Source organism: Variovorax sp. 20P10.2.4, from assembly GCF_058244205.1.
Genome location: NZ_JBZAYE010000641.1, coordinates 1 through 4,012, shown reverse-complemented (window position 1 = coordinate 4,012; position 4,012 = coordinate 1). Strand labels below are relative to the sequence as shown.

2 protein-coding genes are annotated in these 4,012 nt (G+C 68.2%); both read left to right on the top strand.

Annotated features, from left to right (window positions below; all coding sequences use genetic code 11):
• Positions 1-1,495 (top strand): alpha-1,4-glucan--maltose-1-phosphate maltosyltransferase (locus AC27VN_RS34795; protein WP_490879550.1); only part of this gene is annotated, 1,495 nt, incomplete at its 5' end.
• Between the two features lie 11 nt (positions 1,496-1,506).
• The coding region (gene treS / locus AC27VN_RS34790) for a maltose alpha-D-glucosyltransferase (RefSeq protein WP_490879549.1) at positions 1,507-4,012 on the top strand (2,506 nt) is incomplete at its 3' end.

Here is a 4,012-nt window from a genome sequence, read left to right as displayed (position 1 = left end):
GCGCCGCCATCCCGACCGCAGCCTCGCCGTGACCTCGGCCGAGCTGCCGCTGTGGGCGCAGCGCACGCGCGCGGGCTTCAGCACCTGGTACGAGCTCTTTCCGCGTTCGGCCTCGCCCGAGCCCGGCCGCCATGGCACCTTCCGCGACGTCGAGACGCGGCTGCCCGCCATCGCCGCGATGGGCTTCGACGTGCTCTACATGCCGCCGATCCATCCGATCGGCCGCGAGCAGCGCAAGGGCCCGAACAACACGCTGGTGGCCGGCCCCGACGACGTGGGCAGCCCCTGGGCCATCGGTGCCAAGGAAGGCGGGCACAAATCGATCCTGCCCGCGCTCGGCACGCCCGAGGACTTCCGCCACCTGGTGCAGGCCGCGAACGCGCAGGGCATCGAGATCGCGCTCGACATCGCCTTCCAGTGCGCGCCCGACCATCCCTACGTGAAGGAACACCCCGAGTGGTTCCGCCGCCGGCCCGACGGCAGCGTGCAGTACGCGGAGAACCCGCCGAAGAAGTACCAGGACATCTATCCCTTCCACTTCGAAAGCGATGACTGGCGCGCGCTGTGGGCCGAGCTCAAGAGCGTGCTCGACCACTGGATCGGCGAGGGCGTGCGCATCTTCCGCGTCGACAACCCGCACACCAAGTCCTTCGCGTTCTGGCAATGGGCGATCGGCGAGGTCAACCGCGAGCACCCCGAGGTGATCTTCCTGGCCGAGGCCTTCACGCGGCCGAAGGTGATGCACCGGCTCGCGAAGCTGGGCTTCACCCAGTCCTACACCTACTTCACCTGGCGCACCGGCAAGGCCGAGCTGGTCGAATACTTCACCGAGCTGTCGAGCGGCCCGGGCGCCGACTACTTCCGCCCCAACGCCTGGCCCAACACGCCCGACATCCTGCACGAGCAGCTGCAGGCCGGCGATGCGCCGACCTACATGGCGCGGCTGGTGCTCGCGGCCACCCTCGCGGGCAGCTACGGCATCTACGGGCCGGCCTACGAGCTGCGCGAGCACCGCCCGCGCGAGCATGGCAGCGAGGAGTACCTCGACTCCGAGAAGTACCAGCTGCGGCACTGGAACCACGACGACCCCGAGAGCCTCGCGCCCTTCATCGCGCGCGTGAACCGCATCCGCCACGATAACCCCGCGCTGCAGACGCACCGCGGCGTGCGCTTCCTGCCGGTCGAGAACGACATGCTGCTGGCCTATGCGCGCGAGTCCGTGCCCGACAACGACGAAGCCGAGGCCAACGTGGTGATCGTCGCGGTCAACCTCGATCCGCACCAGGCGCAGTCGGGCTGGATCCACCTCGACCCGGCCAGCATCGGCGTCGGCCCCGACGAGGAGTTCCAGGTGCACGACCTGCTGACCAACCAGCGCTACACCTGGCGCGGCCACCACCACTACGTGAAGCTCGATCCGCACAGCGTGCCCGCCCACATCCTCGTGGTGCGCCGGCGCGTGCGCAGCGAGCGCGATTTCGATTACTTCCTCTGAGGGAGAGAGCGATGAATGCACCCGTCTCGCGCATCGCGCTGGAAACCGTCGAGATCGACAACAGCGACGATCCGCTGTGGTACCGCGATGCGGTGATCTACCAGCTCAACGTCAAGGCCTTCTTCGACACCAACAACGACGGCGTCGGCGACTTCAAGGGCGTGACAGCGAAGCTCGACTACGTGAAGGAGCTGGGCGTCAACACGATCTGGCTGATGCCCTTCTATCCCTCGCCGCTGCGCGACGACGGCTACGACATCTCGGCCTACGAGGACGTGAACCCGCAGTTCGGCACGCTCGACGATTTCCGCGAGATGCTCGACGAGGCCCACAAGCGCGGGCTGCGCGTGATCACCGAGCTGGTCATCAACCACACCTCGAGCGAGCACCCGTGGTTCCAGGCCGCGCGCAAGGCGCCGCCGGGCTCGCCCGAGCGCGATTTCTATGTGTGGAGCGACACCGACCAGCTCTACCAGGGCACGCGGATCATCTTCACCGACACCGAGACCTCGAACTGGTCGTGGGACCCGGTGGCCAAGGCCTACTACTGGCACCGCTTCTTCAGCCACCAGCCCGACCTGAACTTCGACAACCCGGCGGTGCTGGAGGCGGTGCTCAAGGTCATGCGCTTCTGGCTCGACATGGGCGTGGACGGCTTCCGGCTCGACGCGATCCCCTACCTGGTGGAGCGCGACGGCACCAGCAACGAGAACCTGCCCGAGACGCACGCGGTGATCAAGAAGCTGCGCGCGGCGATCGACGCCGAGTACAAGAACCGCTTCCTGCTGGCCGAGGCCAACATGTGGCCCGAGGACGTGCGCGAGTACTTCGGCGACGGCGACGAGTGCCACATGGCCTACCACTTCCCGCTGATGCCGCGCATGTACATGGCGATCGCGCAGGAGGACCGGCACCCGGTGGTCGAGATCCTGCAGCAGACGCCCGACATCCCCGACGGCTGCCAGTGGGCGATCTTCCTGCGCAACCACGACGAGCTCACGCTCGAGATGGTGACCAGCAAGGAGCGCGACTACATGTACAACATGTACGCGGCCGACCAGCGCGCGCGCATCAACCTCGGCATCCGCCGGCGGCTGGCGCCGCTGATGGAGAACGACCTCGACCGCGTGAAGCTCATGAACGGCATGCTGCTGTCGATGCCGGGCTCGCCGATCATCTACTACGGCGACGAGATCGGCATGGGCGACAACGTGTTCGTGGGCGACCGCAACGGCGTGCGCACGCCGATGCAGTGGAGCCCCGACCGCAACGCCGGCTTCTCGCGCGCCGATCCGCAGCGCCTGTACCTGCAGCCGATCATGGACGCCATGTTCGGCTACGAGGCGCTCAACGTGGAGGCGCAGGCGCGCGACGCGAGCTCGCTCTTGAACTGGACCCGCCGCATGCTCGCGGTGCGCAAGACCAGCCATGCCTTCGGGCGCGGCCGGCGCCGCTTCCTCAAGCCCGGCAACCGCAAGATCCTGGCCTACGTCAGCGAGTACGACGACGACATCATCCTGACGGTGTTCAACCTGTCGCGCGCGGCGCAGCCGGTCGAGCTCGACCTCGCGGCCTTCAAGGGCCGCGTGCCGGTGGAGATGCTCGGGCGCGCGCCGTTCCCGCCGATCGGCGAGCTGCCCTACCTGCTCACGCTGGCCTCGTACGGCTTCTACTGGTTCAAGCTCACGCTCGACGCCGAGATGCCGGTGTGGCACCAGGAGGGCGTGGCGCTGCAGGAGCAGCCGACGCTGGTGCTGTTCGACGGCTGGGACAGCTTCTTCCGCGAGCGCGTGATGCCGTGGCGCATCGGCATGGCCGAGCGCATGCGCACGCAGTTCGAGACCGACACGCTGCCGCGCCACATCGAGATCCAGCGCTGGTATGCCTCCAAGGGCGAGACCATCGAGCGCGCGCGGCTGGCCGACCACGCGGTGTGGGAGGACGGCGCCGACCGCTACCTGCTGCCGCTGTTCGACCTCGAGGGCCCGCGCGAGAGCGCCACCTACTTCATGCCGCTGACCCTGGCCTGGGAGGAGCGCGAGGAGGAACGCATGAACCGCCTCGCGCAGGCCGGCCTCGCGAAGGTGCGCCAGCAGGCCCAGGTGGGACTGATGGGCGACGCCTTCTACGACGAGCCCTTCTGCCGCGCACTGGTGCGCACCATCGTGCAGGGGCTGGAGCTGCCGACGGCCGCGGGCCGGCTGCACTTTCGCCCCACGGCGGCGTTCGCGAAGCTCGGGCTGGACATCGATGCACTGCCGGTGGGCCGGCCGAGCGCGCAGAGCAGCAACACGGTGGTGACGCTCAACGACACGCTGTTCCTCAAGGGCTACCGCCGGGTGCGCTGGGGCATCAACCCCGAGCTCGAGATGGGCCGCTTCCTGACCGACGTGGTGCAGTACGCCAACTGCGTGCCGGTGCTCGGCGCGCTCGAGTACGTGGGCAACGACGGCCGGGTGATGGCGCTCGCGATGGTGCAGTCGTACATGGCGAACCAGGGCGACGGCTGGACCTTCA